Origin of the sequence: Pseudochrobactrum saccharolyticum, from assembly GCF_008801715.1 — a bacterium.
GTDB lineage: Bacteria > Pseudomonadota > Alphaproteobacteria > Rhizobiales > Rhizobiaceae > Pseudochrobactrum > Pseudochrobactrum saccharolyticum.
In genome coordinates, this window is the sequence record NZ_VZPG01000001.1 from 605,865 (window position 1) to 625,044 (window position 19,180).

A 19,180-nucleotide genomic window follows, 5' to 3' on the forward strand; every position below is an offset into this window, starting at 1 on the left:
AGGAGATCACATCATGGAAACCGTGAAAATCCGCAATCACGATATGTATTGGGATATCGCCGCCGATATCCACTTCCCGCCGCATTTCGACAAAACGAAGAAATATCCGGCCATCATCAGCGCACACCCGATCGGAAGCTGCAAAGAACAAACCTCGGGCAATGTCTATGGCGCAGCGCTGGCCAAAGAAGGCTTTGTTGTCATCGCCTTTGATGCAAGCTTTCAGGGTGCAAGCGGCGGCGAGTCTCGCTTTATCGAAGACCCGACACTGCGTGTCGAAGATTTCCGCCATGTTACCGATTATCTTGTGACGCTTCCTTATGTCGACGAAGAACGCATTGGTGTACTCGGCATTTGTGGTGGCGGCGGCTATTCAATCAATGCTGCAATGACTGAGCGCCGCATCAAGGCGGTTGGCACCGTTACCGGCGCGAATTATGGCCGTCTGATGCGCGGTAATTTCACTGCCCTTAATCCGATCGCCGCGCTGGAAGCAATGGCCAGACAGCGTACAGCTGAAGCGCGCGGCGCAGAGCTTCATGTTGACAATCTGCTTGCCAATTCTGTTGAGGAAGCCCGCGCTGCAGGCATCACTGATCGCGATCCGCTGGAGGCAACTGATTATTACCGCACACCACGTGGTCAAAAGCCCAACGGTCTGAACCGCTCGCTCCTGTCGCATCAGGCAGCAGCAGTGGGCTGGGATGCCTTTCATCTGGCGGAAGTACTCCTGACGCAGCCGCTTTGCATTGTGGTCGGTGATAAGGTCGGCGCATTCGGCGCCTATCGCGACGGCTGCGAGATTATTGAGCGCGCAGCCTCCAAACAGAAGGAGCTTGTGGTTCTCGAAGGCTGGTCGCATTACGACCTGTATGACAAGGAAGAACCGGTCAGACTGGCACTCGCCAAGCTCGTTCCGTTCTACAAGGAAAATCTCTAAGCACGCTCAGGCGGCTTCTAACGTCACAATCCTGATGAATGTTACAGTCCGTGCTCAGCAATATAAATCTTTGGAATTTTGAAAAATACCGCAGAAACAATACGGGCAGCTTTCGCTGCCCGTATTGTTATTATCCGTATAGTGATCCGGCTCAGAACTTGCCGATAAAATTCACAAACATGCCACGGTCATCAAGGCTCAGGTCACGCAGATCATCCGAAAAGCGGCCGAAATTATAACCGGCACCAACTTTGAAATTCTCGCCCACATGACGATAAACCGCTGCCAGCGCGCCAAAATCGGTAGTTTTGGCTTCCGGCATATGCATCACACGACCTTCAAGCAGCAGATCCCACTTTTTAACAACATGCAGATCGGCACGGATAACACCCAAATGGGCGGATGAACGCTGCCAGTCCTTGTCAAATTTATGATCATTTTCTGCCGGACGGTATTTCACGTCACCAATACGGAAACCGTATTTGGCACCGACTGAAAGCCACGGCACCAGATCATAAGTAAAGTCTGCCGACAGAATATGGCTGCGCTGTGCAGGCGCATAACGATAGTTGGAAACACCGCTGCCCAGCTGACCATTGCCCGGCATGTCATAGAGCCAGCTATATTTGAACAGCGCGTTCAGGCGGTCATTTTCCACCGGACGATAGGCATAACCGAATGAGGCTTCGACATAATCCGTGTTCTGGAACGAAGTGACATCCGATTTCGTATCCGAGAGAACCGCATCCACACTGACCAGTGCACGCCAGTCCGGATTGGTTTTCCATGAATAGGCACCGGCCAACAGATAAGTGTTCTGGTCACGGGTATGATCGTCTGAGCGCTCGACACGCACTTCACCGCGCAAACGACCGGTAATGCCGCGCTCCTCGTCCTTATAGCCGATGGCCAGCGACGGCGCATAACGGTCAAAGTCAGAATATTCAACGCCAGAGGAATTTGTGGTGTTGTCGCGAACACGGCCACCTTCAAAACCACCGTCAAATGTCCAGACATTATCCGGCGTATAGACCACACCATAAGTGTGTGTCAGCGCACTGCGAACACCAAACAAGTCATAATTGCCTTCCGAATAGGCTGAAAGCACATCATTCATACGGCGCTTCACACCGCCGACAATGGCACCCTTATCACGGCCGATCAGATCATAGCTGCGATTGAGATCAAAGGCTCTGTCCGGATCAAGACGGTAACCGACATAATAATGATCATCAGCATTCGGATCATAGGTCAGAGCGGCCAGACCGCCGAGACCATTTGTGCCATAGGAGATCTCTGCCTGTGTGCCGATTGTATCGGTCAGTTTCAGTTCTGTACCAACACCGATACGATCATTACGTTTGATATCACCGGAGCGACCGGCTGTTACCTGCCCGAAGACATAATAAAGGTGATCGTCGTCCTGACGGTAATCAATACGCATACCTGTATCTATGCGGGAACCGTCATAGCCGGTTTTGCCTGAGCGGATAGCGGTCGGTGACATCAGTTCGGTGTAAGTCACACCAAATGACACTTTCCAGTATTCGTCAATCTCATGGCTGACGGAGGTCTTGCCTTCACGCTTGATCTGACCGTCCGCATCCCAGAAATCATCATAGATGAGTTTCAGACGGGTTTTGTCCGTCACATCCAGATCGGCATGGGCACCCCAGAGACGCTTATCGACGCTGGTATTGTCGAAAAGACTGGAGAAACCGGCTTCTTTTTCTTCATAATAGCCGCCGATTTTACCCTGTACGCCGTCTTCCTGAATATCGGCCAGATCAACCTGACCTTTCAGGCGCCATGCCAGAGCGGTACGACCTTTATTGCCTGTAGCAAGGGTGTTGCTATTGGTCAGACCACCATCGGTGGAACGGGTAAAGCCAAAGCCCTGCCCGTCAGAACCGGCCACTTCCCCCTCGATGAAAGTGGTGTCGGAATGGCGCACACGAATATCAACGCCGCCGGCCTTCTGATCGGCAGTGCCGGTAGTTTCCTGATAACCGGTCGCACCCACGCGCACATTGTCATTCAGCCATTGCTGGCCACGGCCACCAAGGCTGTAGCCGTCGAGATCACCGGCAACCGGCTCAAACTCATATTGTGCCAGCACATAGGTTTTGTTGCCGCCCAATGCACCGTCACGTACCGGATCAGATGTACCGGCAGAGGATGAAAGCGGACGGTTGAGGATCAGCACGCCCTGCATATAATCAAAGCGGTAATCTTCTCCGGCTTTGAGTGTACGGCGCTCAATAACACGACCGGTTACTGAATCGCGGAACTCAACCGTAATGGTTTCAGAACCTTCAACAATGTTCTGGCGGCGCATGAAATAAGCCGAACCACCGGTTGCCAGATATTCCTCATATTGCGGCAATGTATCCGGCTGGGCAGCGTATAAATCAACTTCGGTTTTACGCTCGCCAAAGCTTGTTGTTTCTTCCGAACGGTAAACGCCCTGCGCACCATAAAGTGCCCGGTCAGAGCGCATAAACTCTGTGCCGGTGATGCGGGTTTTGAAATTACCCCATACTGCACGGCTGTCACCATGCTCTAAACGGACGTAGAATTTACCATTGGTCGGTGCATCTTCCAGAAAAGTAGAGTCGTCACCATAGACCGGATAATAATCATCCGGATCGAGCTTGCGCAGCAGATGACGCGGGTTCTGCTTGCCGAAATTACGGAACATCTTATCGAGTTCGTCATCGGTTGTGTCAGCAGCAGCCGTCAGCAGATACTCGCCTTTGATTTTACCTTTAAGATAAAATGCCAGACGGCCATTAGTCGTGGTGCTGTCATATTCACCCGGACGCACAGCTTCAATACCGCTGTCGCCGTTGCGCTTGCGAAGCGTAATGTCGGCCAAACCGACATAGAACCAGTCATTATCCGGAATATTAATATCGCGGTTAAAGGCCAGACCGTCGCCCTTCAACCCGTCATTAATGCCGACATCAATATCGTGATCGCCGGGACGCAAAATGCGCTGCACCACGAATTTCTGTTGGCCGTCAACCGGAATAGTTTCGCCAAAAGCTTTGACCTTATAGCCATCCGGTACATTGGTGCCATGAACTGTTACCGCACCGCCCTGCACACGAATATTGCGGAGTGCAGTTCTGTCTTCGCCCATACCCGGTGCAACAGCTTCCGCACGATCGCCCAGAATGTCTTTCTTTTCGCTACGGCGCAAAGTCAGCGCTTCGGTTTCGTCAAACCGGCCTTTTTCATCATAAACACGCAGTACATAGGCATATTCACGCTCATCGGCTTGTGCCGGCATCACCCATTGCGCTTTGGCATTAGTTTTTACCGGTACAACAGCCACAGGCTTATCAACCGATTTGCCGTCACCGATGGCAAAAATGCGGATTTCCGAACGCTCAATAAAAGCCGGATAGTTGGTGGTTGCCAGAAATTCGACAGTTTCATTGGCGCTATAGCTGCGACGCACCGGCATGGTCGAAACATTGAGGATCGGTGATGCATCCAGACCATCAAATTTGATCTGAATATCAACGCCACTCAAATCCACATCGGTTTTGCGCTCACGATCAATCTGACGTGGTGTTTGAGCTGTTGGTTTCGAGGCACTGGTTTCAACCGTGTCACCATCCACACTGATCATAAACGGAATATTGCCCGCATCGGCAACAATACCTTTTTCGGTATTTTCGCCGATTGTCAGATGACGCAGTGAGCTGTCATCCGACATTTTACCGCGCAAATCTGAGCCTTCAGTGGTTTCAGTCTTGGTTTGCGCCAAGACTGAAACGGTTGAGAAATGGCCTGCCATCAGTGCGGAACTGGCCAAAAGAGCGAGGCGGGAGAAAGAACCGAGTTTGAACTGAGACATTTTCATAACCTTAAATTGCGTGGCGGTTTTCACTGAGCGGCTCATTTGCTCACCTCCACGCGTGTCTCGATTTCAAGCGGGTAGTTATCTCCTTTGCGCTTCCACAGATCACCGATCTGCTTGCGAACATGTTTCATACGTTGTTTGGCCAGCGACTGCTCATTGCCTGCCATTTTGTAGCTCAGACGCAGAACCGAGATTTCCTGTTTCAGGACTTCCACGAGCTGCGGCAGGTTGTCAGCCCACTGCTTTTTCAGCTCGACGCGGTTTGCTTCAAAAGCTGCATCCTGAAGGTCAAGACGAACAACACGGCTGATCGATGCACCAAAATTCAGCTTGGTCATTTTACCGGCAGTCAGACGGACAACACGCGGGTTTTCAGTCGTCAGACGGTAGCCTGTCGGCAGCGTGCGGGTATCAAGCTTCATGATGAAATTGGAACCGATGCGCTGATCCGGCATCGCCGCACAAGGCACATGGAAACGACCATATTCGTCCGTTGTGATCAGCCAGCCCTTAGCGGTTGCAACACGCACACCGGCCAGACCTTTTTCGCCTTCGTCCTGATAACCATTGCGGTTCTTGTCATCAAAGGCAGTGCCGATGATTTCACCACAGTCGAAAACAGGTTCAGACATGATCTCGACAATCGCCTGTGCATCAGGTGCAACCGGCTTGCCGTCCTTGTCCGTTACGGTGGCAATATTGATGTGCTTGCCGGGACCTGCCGAACTCAGAACCAGCAGTTCAAGACGGATCTCGATCGTGCTGTTTGCGCCCATCGGCTGTCTATCAAAGCTGAGACGACGACCACTGATCTCCGGTTCAGTTTTTTCACCATTTACAGTAGCCGTTCCTTCAACATAGCGGAAACCGGAAGGCATAGTATCGATGATATTCAGCAAACCTACATTGCTCGACGAAGTGTTCTCAACCTTGATGATATAAGGTACGCGGTCACCACGACGAACCTGATGCAGCAATGCCTGTTTGGTGATTTTTACCAATGAAGGCTCGGTAGCAGGCAGATTGATTTTCGCCTTATCTTCCTCAGATTCATAAGGCTTGCCGTTACGCTGATCGCCCTTGGCCAAGGCAATATTGGTCAGCGTTTCCGGAAGACCGGCAGTTGCATCAATATCTGCCTGTGCCAATACATACGTTGCTTTGAAAGTCTGGCTTTCACCCGGTTTCAGGGTCACCGGTGCCGGAGTGATCGCGGACAGCTGATTGGTACCGCGCTTGCCTGCAAAAAGCGGACCTTCATCCTGCACAGTCACATTATTGAGCAGCGCATTCCCCTTATTGGTAACATCGAATGTAAATTCGAGTGTCTCACCAACTTCCGGATAGCCATTGCCGTTAGCGTCGTTCCATTCACCCTTTTTAATGATTTCCAGCTCAGGCAGCGGAGGCATAACCGGCACAATGGTCGGCTCGTCTGTATCCACTGTCGGGCCTGAAGGATCTTCAATGTCTTTCGGTGTGGTCAGATCGCCATAGGTGCCCTTCACTGTTGCCTGATTGATAACCTTTTCGGCATCAATATCCGCTTCAGTAATGGCGTAAGTGGCTGTGAATACCTGCTGCTCACCCGGCTGCATTGTGCCAACATTAAAGCTGTTTGGTGTGATACCTGCCAATGGATCATTCAGAACCACATTATTCAGCACCATATTACCGGTATTATGGACAGTGAATGTATATTCAATTTCCTGTCCGGCTTCTGCCGGTTCGGTCAGCTTGGAGTTCGCTTCCTTGACGACAGCAATACCCGGCTTCTGCTCCAGCGGAACTTTAATTTCCTCTGAAACATCCGGTGTTACCGGTTTCTTGGTCTTATCGGCAGGGTCAACATAGTCACCGGTAACAGTGGCCTGATTGACGACTTCACCTTTTTCAATATCGGCTTGTGTGACTTTATAAGTTGCTGTCAGCGTCACTGCGTTCGCATCACCCGGCAACAGCGTGGCAATGGTGAAAGGCATATCCGGCACGAGACCAACAAGCGGATCTTCCACAATGACATTGGTCAGTGTCAAATTGCCGGTGTTGGTGACGAGGAACGAGTAGGTGATGACTTCACCCACCTGTGTCGGTGAAGAAAAAGCATGGGTTTCCGATTTGACAATCGTCACCGATGCCGAGGTTTCCAGCTCCACAACGGTTTTATCGTCATTCGTCAGATCAGTACCGGAAATATCGGTTACGTCATCCGGCATACCGTTTACACTTGAGCCGATTACCTGTGCCGTGTTGGCAAAAGTACCTGCATCAATATCAGACTGTTTCAATGCATAGGTTGCAGTGAACGCATCCGTGTTAACTTCACCAGGCTCCAACGGACCAGTCCAGCCGGTCTGATTGATGACCTGTACATCGGTAACCAAATCAACAATGCGGATCTTTTCCAGAGTCACATTGCCGGTATTGTGGACGGCAAAGTTGAACTTGATAACGTCACCAGCCTTAGCAGGCTTCGGCAATGAAGACGCTTCAAGTGTTTTGATAAGCTTGATGGAAGGGTCGCGATCCAGTGGTGTATCGGTGCTGCTGTCATCCGTTACCGGTGTCTTGTCACCATGCTCAGGAACACCCTTAACATCGGCGGTGTTTTCAACCTTACCGGCATTAATATCGGCAACCTTCAGCTTATAAGTACCGTAAACAACAGTCTGAACTTCCGCATCATTGTCTTTAGCAGCGTTGATCGGCTGCAAAATCAATGTTTCCAGACGTGTCAGATCAGCAGCATCAATAACAACACCCTCGAGATGATCGGTCAGAACCAAACCATTAAGCGCGACGTTACCGGTATTGCGGATAGTGAAGCTGTAGCGAAGTTCATCACCGATCTTTGCCGGATTGCTCAGACCATCAAGAATAGCCACCTTCTCAAGGCTGATCGAAGGCTTATGTGCAAGCGGCGTTACAACTTCATTAGAATCCACCGGCGGTTGCGGGTCTGTCGGGTCTTCAAAATCAGCCTTGGCAGTGTTGACCACCTTACCATCATTCAGATGGTTCTGCTGGATTGGTGCTTTAACCATAAATGTACCACTTTCACCCGGTGCCAATGAAGCAAGAGATGCCGGTGCGATAACTGCACCCACCAGCGGATCGCTGACTTTGATATTATAGAGAGTGACATTGCCCTCGTTGGTCGCTGTCACAGTCCATTCCAGCATATCACCGGCATAGGCTGGTTCCGGCACAACCGAGCTTAATGCTTTCACAAGCGTCAGCTTCGGATCACGGTAAGTCGGAACTTCTACTTCTGAAGGCGGTGTGGTGATCTTCTTGTCATCAGGACCATAAGTGCCGGTGGCCAGTGCTTTATTGACAACTTTTCCGGCATTAATATCCTGCAATTTCAGCAGGTAATAAGCCTCAACAGTCTTCGTTGTTTTCGGCGCAAGTGTACCGATGTTAAAGGCACCGCTATCCACCACACCAGCCAATTCATCTGTAATCACTACATTGTTCAATGTCGTGTTACCGGTATTGGTGACTATGAATTCATAGGTGATCTTGTCACCAACAATTGACGGGGTTTTAACCTCTGACTGCTTCAGTTTCTTCTCAAACCTCAGAGCAGGTTCGCTCAGCGGCAGGTCAAATTTATCTGTTGAAGTAACCGTTTGCGGCGTGCCGCTAAAGTCACCCCAAGTCCCTTCAGTCCTCGCTGTATTTTCCAGCGTACCATTATCAATGTCTGTCTGTTTGACGACATAGGTCGCTTTAAAGGTCGTATCATTACTGGCGCCAACGGCGAGTTCTGCAATCTTTGTATTCGCAGTCCAGACCAGACCAGTTTTCGGATCGGTTACAACCACATCAAAGAGCGGTGTTTTACCGGTATTGGTAACTTTGAATGTATATTCAATCACGTCACCGGCTGTAATCTCGCCAGTTCCGCCAATGCGCGCACCGGTTTTTTCCAGCTTAATCGCTGCTTCCGGCACAATATTAACGGTGGTCGGCACGTTCCGGTTCGGATAGTTTTCACCACCGGCTCTGTTGTCTGACTTGTCCGCAATGCCGGTTTTGCCGGAATATTCACCGACTGCTGTAACGTCTGCCTGATTGGTCAGAACAAGCGGATTGGCTTTCCATGGTTTATCAGGATTAACCCGCACGACTACAGTGGCAATCAGCGTTGCATTCGGCTGCAGCACGGCATTACCAACGATCAGCGTATTGGTTGCACCATCAAAAGCAGACGACAAAGTGCCGCTGTTCGTGCTGACGGATGTAACCTTGTAGAACCCTGGCTGCGGAACATTATCCGCTGATGGAGAACCAAAATTCTGTGCGCCACCATTCAGAACATCCGTCAGCGTGATGTCCTTCAACGGTTCCTGACTGAGGTTTTTGGCTGTGAATGTATATGTGACAGTGTAAGTACCATCACCCATTGAAACAGGTGCATTGGCTACCTTGCTCAGGCCAACCGAAGGCGTGACGTGGAGTGTGAAGTTATTTTCAACACTCTTGGAATCTTTTTCAATGACAACCGAACCAAGGGTTGTGTTGTTCACTGATGAAGTCTTGCTATCATTATAATCATTGGTACCAGACACAGAAACACCGGTCTGGTATTTGCTGCTGTCCGGCACATTGCTGTAGCTGACCTGATATTCACCGGCAGGAACTCCTGTGAAATTATAATTACCATTGCTATCCGTGATTACTGTAAAAGTAAGCTTCTCATTATCATGCTGAGCTTTACCAGTCAGAGTAACGGTCACACCGTCGACGCCGGTATCCATACCAGTATTGAAATCAGCTTTTTCGTTGAAATCGACGAAGATTTTACCGCTTACCGAACCACCGAGAACAGTTTTAACACTATCGCTAGATGTATTATTCGCTGAGTTTTTGTCGAAAGATTTTGTCGCGACAGAAGCGGCATTGGTCATTGCCTCTGCCTTCATATCTGTAATCTTGGTGGTAAGTTTAATGACTGTTTTTTCCGCCGGTTCCATATCACCGAGTTCACATCTGATCTGACGTGTACCGATAACACCGAGACACGAACCACCCTTACCGCTGGTAATCTCAGGAACTTCAGTCAGCACCATACCTTCCGGCAAAGTGTCGGTGAGAATAACTTCTTCAGCAACTTCGAGGCCGTCACCTGACAGACTTTCAACCGTAAGCGTCCAGGTAAAACTTTGACGCAGGTCAACAACCGGCTCGTTGGCTTTTTTGACAACGCTGACATCGGACTTCACACGAACAGTGGTTGTTTCATCATCCGCATTATTAGCCGGATTACGGTCATAGTTTTTAGCTGTTTCGTCTGAAGTTATTACAACTTTATTCTGATAAGTGCCGCGTACCAACGATTTCATTTGGACTTTGAATTGCACTTCAGTACCGGCTTTAAGCACCGGAATAGAGCAAGTAAGCGTACCGCCTGCCTGCCCAGCATTCACATTTGCTGGTAAACAGGTAAGGCCTGCCGACTGACCTTCTACTTTATCATAGGAAAAACCGGCTACCGGAAATGTATCAACAATATTGACATTATACGCATCCGACGGGCCATCATTTTTGGCTACAATCAGATAAGTTGTATTGCTGCCTTTCTCGACCGGATCATGTTGCTCGCCATCAACCGTATCGGTTTTGGTCACCAACAGATCAAGCGCAGGCGCATGAATTTCCACCGAAACGCTGGCAGCATTGTTGGTCTTGTCTGTTTCTTCAGTCGTGGTGCTGACCGTTGCATTATTGACAAGCTCATCTCCAACCTGACCGGTCGAAGGCTTAACCTCAATAGCCACTTCTTTCTGGGTGCCGTTTTCGAGACGCACCCATGTACAGGTGATGGTGTTATTGACAGAAGTGACGACCTCACCTTCCTTGAGGCTTGTCGAACAGATTGCGCCATTTTCGGTAATACCAACGAAACGAACACCGAGTGGCAACTTATCTTCAATAACCACATTGTCCGCACCACTCAGACCATTATCATTGACACGGGCAGCAATGGTATAAACCAGACTCTGCCCCGCAGGCGCACCGGTCTTTTCAGACGAGCTGGATTTAATAACCGTTACATCTGTCAGTGGTTCAACAGTGTAATCAACCGATGATTGATTATTAGATTGATTACCATCCGGCGTTTCGGTGGAGTAAACAACAGCCGTATTCTTTTGCGCACCTTCGTCACCGGCAAATGTACTGATCTCAATGAACGGATAAAGTTTACCCGCTTCATGAACCGGCAGACTTGCAATTGTACATTTCAGCTGAACTTCCGTAGCGCCGCTCGAAAGCTGCGTACAAACGATACCACTTGAGCTTGTCACTGCGATGGTTGCCTGACCACCCAATGGGCCGCCGACAATATTTTTCAGCGTATCATCAATAACAACACCAGTTGCCAGTGCTTTGCCGTGATTGATAACTTCAAGCTTAAATTTAAGCGGATCACCGGCTTTGACAATTGCAGGTGTCAGCAGCGTCTTCCTGATCTCAAGATCAGCCAGAGTTTCTTCTTTTTCAGAACCAGCATTACCGCCGATTGAGTCAGTATTATTACCCAAGAGGTCTGACTTTTCTGCACCCTTAGGCCCTGAAACGGTCATCGAATTGGTAAACTTACCACTCTGCTCCATTTTAACGGTCAGAGTGACTGGTCCGGCAGTAGCACCCGGTTTCAACGGTTCTTCAGATGTATATTGATCCGTCTCGCAAACAAAATTACGGGGCCCAGTCATCGGCAATGCAGAACAAGTCCAACCGTCTGGTACAGCAACGTCTGTTACCGTCATATTTTCAGGCAAACGATCAATTATGGTCAATTTGCCGTCAAAGCCGGAATTGCCAATATTCTTGCTTTTTAACGTATATTGATATTCTTCGCCGACAATGACCAAACCGTAGTCCGGCCCACCTGTTTTATCAGCTTCCAAATCAAAATATGGGTCAACAATACTCGCACCACCGTCATTGATGATGTTATTGCCCACATAGTCCAGATCTTCATTCTCAGATGTTATTGTCGCTTGATTATAAACAGACGTACCGGCTCCCTTACCGTCATGGGTTGCCTTAACAGCTGTAGTATTAATTTTGATCGGTGCTTTATAGTTGCTGTCAGCGGATTTGGTATATTCACACACCACTTCTCTGCCGGTTAAAGTACAAGCCCAACCGGTGCCAGCCAGATCTCCAAAACCAACAAATTCATAATTTTCCGGCAAGACATCTTTAATCGTTGCCTGTGAAGGCTCGTCACCGGCAAATTGTGGCGTCAAAGTAAATTCAACCGGAGAACCGGTTAGAATAAGATCTTGCGGTGAGCGCACCTTGCTCAGACTCACATCCGTACCGGCAAGAACCTTCATATTTGCAAGTGCTTTATTATTTTCAACATTCGGATCAAGCGGCGAATTTCCAATCACTTTCGCATCGATCATAATGTTGGAGCTGTTTCCGACTGTTACCTGTCCGGAAAAGCCAAAATCCAGAGACTGGCCTGGCTCAATTTCCTGTTTGATTTCACAAGTGACAATATTGCCCGACAATGTGCAGCCATTTTCCATCGGCTGGTCCATCACAACACCTGAAGGGACAGGGAAGGTAAGTGTTGAACCCTTTGACGGATACGGGCCTTCATTTTTAACAGTCGCGGTAAAGTTAACTTTGCCACCACCCTTAACTTCAGCAGGAGCATTCAATGTCAGGGCTAAGTCAGCGCCTTTGTTAACAGTAATGCTGCGGTTCTGCTCAGCGCCATTCTTGGCAATTTTACCATTAAAAACGACAACACCCTCTTTCTGAGGGCTCAAACGGATTTTAGCGGTTACGCTTTCCTGCGGCTGAAGTATACGCACTTCACAGGTAATTATCGCATCGTTAGTCAGCTCTACGCCAATGGCTGGCATTGGGGCGCAACCGCTGAAAACGTCCTTATCAACATCAAGGCCGTAAAACTTAACCGATGCTGGGATCGTAAATGCAACGCTCGTCGGCGTGGTCGGGAAGTTATCACTGTTATTTACAGTCGCAGCAAACTCAATCTCAGTACCGGCCGCCAGCGGACTTTGTTTGTCAGCATTAATATTGAGTGTCCAGCCTGTTACGCTTTGCGCATAAACGCCAGACAGAGAGTTGAACATGGCAAAAACCGCCATGATAAACACTGTAAATAACCGTTTCATTTCGTCCCTAAAACCTATGCTTACACATCGGTCGGGACATAAAAGAAAGCGCTGCTCATCCGTGTTTAACAAAAACACAAGCGCGCAGAATCAATTACCCGCGAACTGAAAGTTCGCGGGTAATTAAAACATATTCGATTAGGCCCCCACCTTGATGAGGGGCACTACATGATTCGAAATAGTTAACCAATAATTAATTGATATTTTTGAATAATTTTTCCATGACGTGACTCTTAAGCACAAAAACGAACCTAAATGGAGGTTCTGTTGTATGGGAGACCGATCTCGCAAAGAACGCGATCATCCGCGACAAACGAATGGTTGGCGCAAAAGATAACGGACAGTACACTGCTGATTGAAACCACCCTGCTCAACCCCGCCAATGCTATCAGGGCGTAAACCTCTCTCCCCGCATATAGTCTTAAGGGCTGCTGTTTTGCGGGCAGGTATTCTCAGGCTTGCAGACGAGTCCCGTCTGCGCCAGCAGATCAGCCACCCCGTCACGCGCTCCCAGCCCCTCGGGATCACATAAATATTCCATGTGATCACTCAAATATCCGGCCATTGGTGCACGCCAGTCCGGTGAAGTTTCGACCATCTGCTCAGCCGTATAAAGCAGATATTCGACATATGCCCCATAAGCGGTGAGCTCAGTTTTCTTGTTGATCGAACAATAATCAGCACGCGCCAGTTCGGGCTTTTGCACAGTCAGGTTCAGAAATTCTCGATATATTTCGCGCGCGGTCTGATCCCGCTGTATCAGATCGGCCTGACCGACCTGATATGGAATAATAATCAGTGCTGAAAGCGCGGCAAAGGCCGTAGCAATTCCGCCCAAAGCGGCCAAGGGTTCAGTATTGCGCCGTAACCAGTTCCACATATTCAGACCTTGGGTTGTTCATGGGTTGCACAATGGATACCACCGCCAACTTCCCCTACCGGATCGATATTCAGTGTAACAATCTCGCGACCGGGATATAATTTGCTAAGTATAGCAGCAGCCCGCTCGTCGGCCTCACGATCTCCGAATTCCGCAGCAATCACCCCGCCGTTACAAACATAATAATTTACATAAGAAGACACAAAATCGCGGCTCTTCGAACGAATATCGTATGGCTCCGGCAAAATAACCATGTCCAGTTTACGCCCTTCGGCATCAGTCGCTGCGGCCAGAATGTCATGCGTCTCGAAGGAGGCAACCGACCATGGGTCTTCGGCGTCAATTTCATCACCCATCTGGATCAGCAATTGTCCCGGTTTAACGAAACGGGCAAGCGCATCAATATGATAATCAGTAATATCTGCGCCAATAATTCCAGGTGCCCAGATCATCTTGCGCGCACCCATCGTATCCAGCAGCATCTTCTCAATTTCAGCTTTGCTGCCCCGATTGCGATTGGCATTGACGAAGCTGCTTTCGTGAGCGATCAGCGTGCCGTGGCCATCGGTTTCAACGCCGCCCGCTTCCCCGACCAGACCTGCATCAAAAACCTGCAAGCCTAATCGTTCGGCTATCTGTGCAGCGATCTTACCGTCTGCGCTGTGGGTCTGCTTGTCCCCCCAACCATTAAAATTAAACTGTGTGACGGCCAGTCCACCTTTTCCATTGACGACAAATGAAGGACCGGAATCGCGACACCATAAATCGTCAGTCGGAATGTCCCATAGCTCTACTTTCTGCGATACCAGCTTGCGAACAGCACCGTGATGCTTTGCTGCAGCCAGCATCACAACCGGCTCAAACTCTGCGATCGTATTGGCGATTTTCGCAATCGTTTTCTGAATATCATCAAGAAAATCAGGATCATCATAGACAACAGGATTAACCGGCCACTGCATGAAAGTGCGCTCATGCGGTTCTGTTTCTTCCGGATACCAAAATCCCGCAGCACGCGCTGATGAACCTTCCGCCTGCCCCCGACGCGCTTGCATCGACAGACCAACGGCAGCGGCGGCAGCACCCAGTAAAGTTTGACGGCGTGTCATCATCTTATCACCATGAAAATAAAAAAGGAAAATCGATATTTTAGAATGTATTTACATAAAGTAGAGCACCCTTAAGCGCTGTCAACGGATGTTGAACACATTCACGCATATTGCAGGGATATTTTTTGACACTCTGTCCTGTTCAATGCCGCATTATTGGCGAGAGGTGACGCGGTGACAGGTAAACAGCGCATCATATTTTTACGTCAGATTATCGTAATAAAGCAGTAGCGAGACAACAAATGTCAAAGCACCAATCATAGCCAGAATAAAAAGCCAGCGTGCTGTAATCGGCTTTTTTACGCATTGGCTGGCAATCAGCAGAATGACTGACCAGAGACAAGTAAAAAGCAGCAGGCACAGCGTGTAAACAAATCCGGACAGGTCATATCCGCCACCGCCAATCGACGGATATTGCGGAGGTGCAGGATTGAGCAACAGATTTACAAAGGCTGTGAAAAGTATAAAGAATGCCAGAAGACTGAAAAATACCGTATTTCTCAATAGCATCCCCTTATTCCAGATATTCAACGCGGCTGTATGACCGCGTTGAATATACTGGCAGGTATCGCGCGTCTAGGCCAGCTTCGGAATGGCATCCAGCAGCATCTTTGTATAAGGCTGCTGCGGGGCTTCAAAGATTGTCTCGGCCATACCTTCTTCAACAATCTTGCCGTGATGCATAACGATAATGCGGTCACAGAGGTGACGCACAACGGACAAGTCATGGCTGATGAACAGCAATGTCAGGTTCAACTCTTTGCGCAATCGCAGAAGCAGATTGAGAATTTGTGCCTGTATGGACACATCAAGCGATGCCACCGGCTCATCGCAGACAATCACCTCTGGTTTCATCGCCAAAGCACGGGCAATGGCAATGCGCTGCCGTTGACCGCCGGAAAACTGGTGCGGATAACGATCAGCAAAGGCCGGATCAAGGCTCACCGCTTTCAACCAATGTGCCACATAGGTACGAGCTTCTCTTTTAGTGATCAGACCATGAGCAATGGGGCCTTCAGCAATTGACTGGCCAATGGTGCGGCGCGGATCAAGCGATGCAAACGGATCCTGAAAAATCATCTGGATTTTGGTCGTCAGTTTGCGTCCGTGTACATGGTCAGACATGACAGGCTGGCCGGATAGACGGATCTCCCCCTCAGTCGGCTGATAAATTCCGCAGACCATGCGGCCGAGCGTTGATTTACCGGATCCGGATTCTCCGACCAGCCCCAGCGCCTCCCCTCTGGCGATGGTCAGGTTGACATGATTGACGGCGATAACCGGTTTGCGTGGTTTGAGCAGGCCGATTTTCTGGCCGAGCCTGCTCCAGACATCGCTTTTCCATTCAAAGCGTTTGATCGCATTGCGGACGGTCACAAAATCCGGTTTGGCTTCCGTTACCGGTGTCGCGATTTGAAACGATGTTTCTTCTTCATCCGTCGGTTTTCCCAGCATTTTCCCCGGTTTGGAGCGGGATGGCAGGGCATCGAGCAGACCTTGTGTATAAGGATGACTCGGTGATTTCAGCACTTCTGAAGCGGGGCCGGTCTCGACAATTTTGCCCGATTTCATCACGGCAATGCGTTTTGAAATTGAGGCAACAGTTGCCAGATCATGGCTGATCCAGATCATCGAAATGCCAAGCTCGGCGACCAGTGCTTTCACCTCGGTCAGAATTTCCGCCTGTACGGATACGTCAAGTGCTGTAGTCGGCTCATCCGCAATCACGACCTTCGGATTGTGCAACAAAGCAATGGCAATCGCCACGCGCTGGCGCATACCACCGGAAAATTGATGCGGATAGAAATCAACCTTATGTTCCGGATCAACAATGCGCACACGGCGAAGCGCTTCCACACAACGCTTACGCGCATCACTGTCCGAGATGGTTTCATGCGCACGCAGTGCCAGTGTCATCTGGTCGAGAACGGTGAGCACTGGATTGAGTGTCATCATCGGGTCCTGAAAGACCATCGAGATTTCACGGCCGCGCAATTTGCGCAACTCGCTTTCACTCAAACCGACAAGTTCACGGCCTTCCAGTTTGACAGAGCCTTGCACGATGCGTCCCGGTTTGTCGATCAGACCAATCAGGGAAAAACCGGTGATGGATTTTCCGGAACCGGATTCCCCGACCAGCCCCAGAATTTCGCCACGGTCGAGATAAAAGGAAACACCATCGACAGACTTGACCGTACCCGTGCGGGCTTCGAAATGCGTATGCAGATCGGTGACTTCAAGAAGATGAGCTGTCATTTGTTCAGCCTCGGATTAAGCTGGTCGCGGATCTGATCACCAACAAGATTGATCGCCATGATGAGAATGATCAGTGCAACACCCGGATAAATCGAAATCCAGTAGCGGCCGGACAGCAAATACTGAAAGCCGTTGGAGATGAGCATGCCGAGTGACGGTTCTGTCGGCGGCAGGCCAACACCTAAAAAGGACAGCGTTGCTTCCAGTGAAATCGCCGAGGCGACCTGTACTGTTGCAACCACGATCAGTGGCGGCATAGCATTGGGCAGAATATGACGGGTGACAATGAACCAGCCGCTCATCGGCACAGAAAGCGCGGCCTCGACATAGTCTTTATGGCGTTCAGCAGAGGCTGCACCATGAGCCGTACGCACAAAATAGGCATATTGCGAAAAGACCAGAGCGATAATCAGCTGGCTTTTTCCTTGTCCGAGAAGCGCTGCCACCACAAAGGCCAGCAGAATGGCCGGAAAGGAAAGCTGCAGGTCGATGACGCGCATGATAAAAGCTTCGAACCGTCCGCCGACATAGGCAGCCGATGAGCCGACCAATGCGCCAATGGCAAAGGCGATTGCACCGGCGAGCAAGCCCATTTCCAGTGAAATGCGCAAGCCGTACAGAATGGCGGAGAAGAGATCGCGTCCCTGTCCGTCGGTTCCCAGAATATGGGTATAGCCGCCCTGACCGATATAACCGGGTGCACGGCGTCCGTCCCGCAGCACAAGGCTGGAAAGATCGTAAGGATCCTGCGGTGCAATCAGCGGTGCGAAGACGGCCAGCAAAATGATGAGCAGCACTATAAAAGCGGCCACCATCGGCACCGGATGGCGTTTGAATTCCGACCAGAATTGTAATGATCTGCTGTTGAGCAATGACATTATTTGCCACCTCCCTGACGCATGCGCGGATCGAGCACGGCATAGGACAGATCCACAATCAGATTAATCGTGATGAAAAGCAGAGAAACCAGCATCAGATAGGCCACCATTACCGGTCGGTCGAGTGAGGTGATACTGTCAATGATCAGCTTGCCAAGACCCGGCCATGAATAGATCGTCTCCGTAACAACGGCAAAAGCAACGGTTGAGCCAAGTTCCAGACCAAAGACGGTAACAAGCGGAATGGAGATCAGGCGCAGTACATGACGGCGCAAAATTGTGCGCTCGTTAATACCGGCGGCACGGGCAAATTTAATCGTGTCAGTCAGCATGATTTCACGCGTGCCGGACGCTGCCAGACGGATCATCAGCGATAATTTGAATAGTGAGAGATTAATGGCGGGCAGTGCCAGATGATGCAGACCGTCAAGCGTGAGGAAGCTGACAGGAACACCGAGCACGGAAATTGTGGCACCGCGCCCACCCGCAGGCATAATGCCAAGCTGCACGGCAAAGACCATAATCAGCATCAGCCCGATCCAGAAAGTCGGAACGGAAAAGCCGAGAATAGACAGCGCCATAATGATTTTCGACGCCCAGCTGTCCGGCTTGTAACCGGCATAAATACCAAGAGGAATACCAATAAGGCTGGCCATGAACACAGCCGTCAAGGCCAGCTCGGCAGTTGCAGGCAGGCGCGATGCAATCAGCTCGGAGACAGGCATATTATAGACGAAGGATCGTCCCAAATCGCCATGAAGCAGATTGCTCATGAATTGCAGATATTGCTGCCATACCGGCAGGTCCAGCCCATATTGCGCGATCACCCTGTCACGGATTTCCTGTGTCGCATCCGGTGAGATCAGTACATCGACAGGATTGCCGATGACAAAGACCCCCATAAACACCAATAGCGACATGACAAGCATCACCAATGCTGCCTGCCATAAGCGTCTGACAATAAATGCAATCATCAGCTATGCTCCCCCAAAAGCGGATAACAGACAGTTTCCTCCCGCCGTATCCGCTTAACTATTTCTAACGCCGGACAGGATTTCTCCTGTCCGGAAATTTA

9 protein-coding genes are annotated in these 19,180 nt (G+C 50.0%); 1 reads left to right on the forward strand and 8 read right to left on the reverse strand.

Annotated elements, in window-relative coordinates:
- The first annotated feature begins 13 nt into the window (after window positions 1–13).
- Entirely contained in the window at window positions 14–940 is a 927-nt protein-coding gene (locus tag F7P81_RS02800; RefSeq protein WP_151158487.1) for an alpha/beta hydrolase, read from the forward strand.
- Between the two features lie 151 nt (window positions 941–1,091).
- On the opposite strand, the gene F7P81_RS02805 is transcribed toward F7P81_RS02800, so the two are convergent.
- The 8 genes from F7P81_RS02805 to F7P81_RS02840 all read right to left on the reverse strand — a co-directional run bounded on the left by F7P81_RS02805 (window position 1,092) and on the right by F7P81_RS02840 (window position 19,079).
- Window positions 1,092–4,853 carry a TonB-dependent receptor gene (locus F7P81_RS02805; protein WP_151158488.1) on the reverse strand — a complete coding sequence of 1,254 codons (3,762 nt, stop codon included), beginning with the start codon at window positions 4,851–4,853 and terminating at the stop codon, window positions 1,092–1,094.
- Window positions 4,850–12,985: a DUF7507 domain-containing protein gene (locus tag F7P81_RS02810; protein WP_151158489.1), complete on the reverse strand. Its 8,136-nt coding sequence runs from the start codon at window positions 12,983–12,985 to the stop codon at window positions 4,850–4,852. Before F7P81_RS02810 ends, F7P81_RS02805 begins: the two co-directional genes overlap by 4 nt.
- 421 nt (window positions 12,986–13,406) lie before the next feature.
- Window positions 13,407–13,865, reverse strand: coding sequence for a hypothetical protein (locus F7P81_RS02815; RefSeq protein ID WP_151158490.1), 459 nt, complete (start codon window positions 13,863–13,865; stop codon window positions 13,407–13,409).
- A gap of 2 nt (window positions 13,866–13,867) precedes the next feature.
- Window positions 13,868–14,974, reverse strand: a complete 1,107-nt coding sequence (locus tag F7P81_RS02820) for an agmatine deiminase family protein (protein ID WP_183956621.1) — start codon at window positions 14,972–14,974, stop codon at window positions 13,868–13,870.
- 198 nt (window positions 14,975–15,172) lie between these two features.
- A complete protein-coding gene (locus F7P81_RS02825) occupies window positions 15,173–15,475 on the reverse strand; it encodes a hypothetical protein (protein ID WP_151158491.1) in 303 nt (100 codons plus the stop codon).
- Window positions 15,476–15,547: 72 nt separating this feature from the next.
- A complete protein-coding gene (locus tag F7P81_RS02830) occupies window positions 15,548–17,227 on the reverse strand; it encodes a dipeptide ABC transporter ATP-binding protein (RefSeq protein WP_151158492.1) in 1,680 nt (559 codons plus the stop codon).
- The gene (locus F7P81_RS02835; protein WP_151158493.1) at window positions 17,224–18,105 is read right to left on the reverse strand and encodes an ABC transporter permease; all 882 of its coding nucleotides are present in this window, start codon (window positions 18,103–18,105) and stop codon (window positions 17,224–17,226) included. The genes F7P81_RS02830 and F7P81_RS02835 overlap by 4 nt, the downstream gene beginning before the upstream one ends.
- Entirely contained in the window at window positions 18,105–19,079 is a 975-nt protein-coding gene (locus F7P81_RS02840; protein WP_022711035.1) for an ABC transporter permease, read from the reverse strand. Before F7P81_RS02840 ends, F7P81_RS02835 begins: the two co-directional genes overlap by 1 nt.
- Window positions 19,080–19,180 lie beyond the last annotated feature (101 nt).